Genomic DNA, 833 nt, shown 5'->3' with positions numbered 1-833 from the left:
CGCAGGCAAAGACTGCTGCAGTCGGTCTTAACCTTAACTATGGTACAGAAATCGAGTCTCTCGGCCTTGGTGTCAAGGGTTCTTACTGCTTCACAGACCACATTCGTGGCGAGGCTTCGTTCAACCCTTAATTCCGCAACACTATAGTTTAACATTATTTATAAGTGCCTGAGCAACAAAAAGTTGCCCAGGATTTTGCCATGTCAGAATTTTCACTTACCTTAGTGTTGCGAAAAGAAGACAAGCAAAACTCTAATATGACATGGCAAAGATACAAATAAAATCTGAGAAACTCACTCCTTTTGGGGGAATTTTTTCGATTATGGAGCAATTTGATGCTCTTTTAGCTCAAACCATAGATTCCACCTTGGGATTGAGATGCACTATGTTTGGTTATCAATATAGCGAAATTCTACGCTCTCTGATGTGCGTATATCTTTGTGGCGGCTCATGTATTGAGGATGTTACAACTCACTTGATGAAACATTTGTCTCTTCATCCAACTCTTCGCACTTGCAGCGCAGACACCATATTGCGTGCTATCGAAGAACTGACTTGTAAGAACATCACCTATAAATCTGCTTCTGGCAAATCCTATGATTTCAATACTGCAGACAAGATGAACTGCTTACTGGTCAATGCCCTGCTTGCTACTGGTCAATTGAAATCCGGTCAAGAGTATGATTTTGACTTTGACCATCAGTTCATTGAAACAGAGAAGTATGATGCAAAACCAACCTACAAGAAGTTCCTGGGCTATAGTCCAGGTGTGGCAGTCATTAACGACATGATTGTCGGTATTGAAAATAGAGACGGCAACACAAACGTGCGCT

Annotated in this window: 1 protein-coding gene; it reads left to right on the top strand. The window is 41.5% G+C overall.

Features of this window, described 5'->3' with window-relative positions; genetic code table 11:
- Positions 1-262: 262 nt before the first annotated feature.
- On the top strand, positions 263-833 hold a 571-nt coding region (locus ABNK64_RS11120), incomplete at its 3' end, for a transposase family protein (RefSeq protein ID WP_502878733.1).

It is taken from the genome of Fusobacterium sp. SYSU M8D902, from assembly GCF_040199715.1.
Classification (GTDB): Bacteria; Fusobacteriota; Fusobacteriia; order Fusobacteriales; family Fusobacteriaceae; genus Fusobacterium_A.
This window is presented reverse-complemented; position numbering and strand designations above follow the sequence as displayed.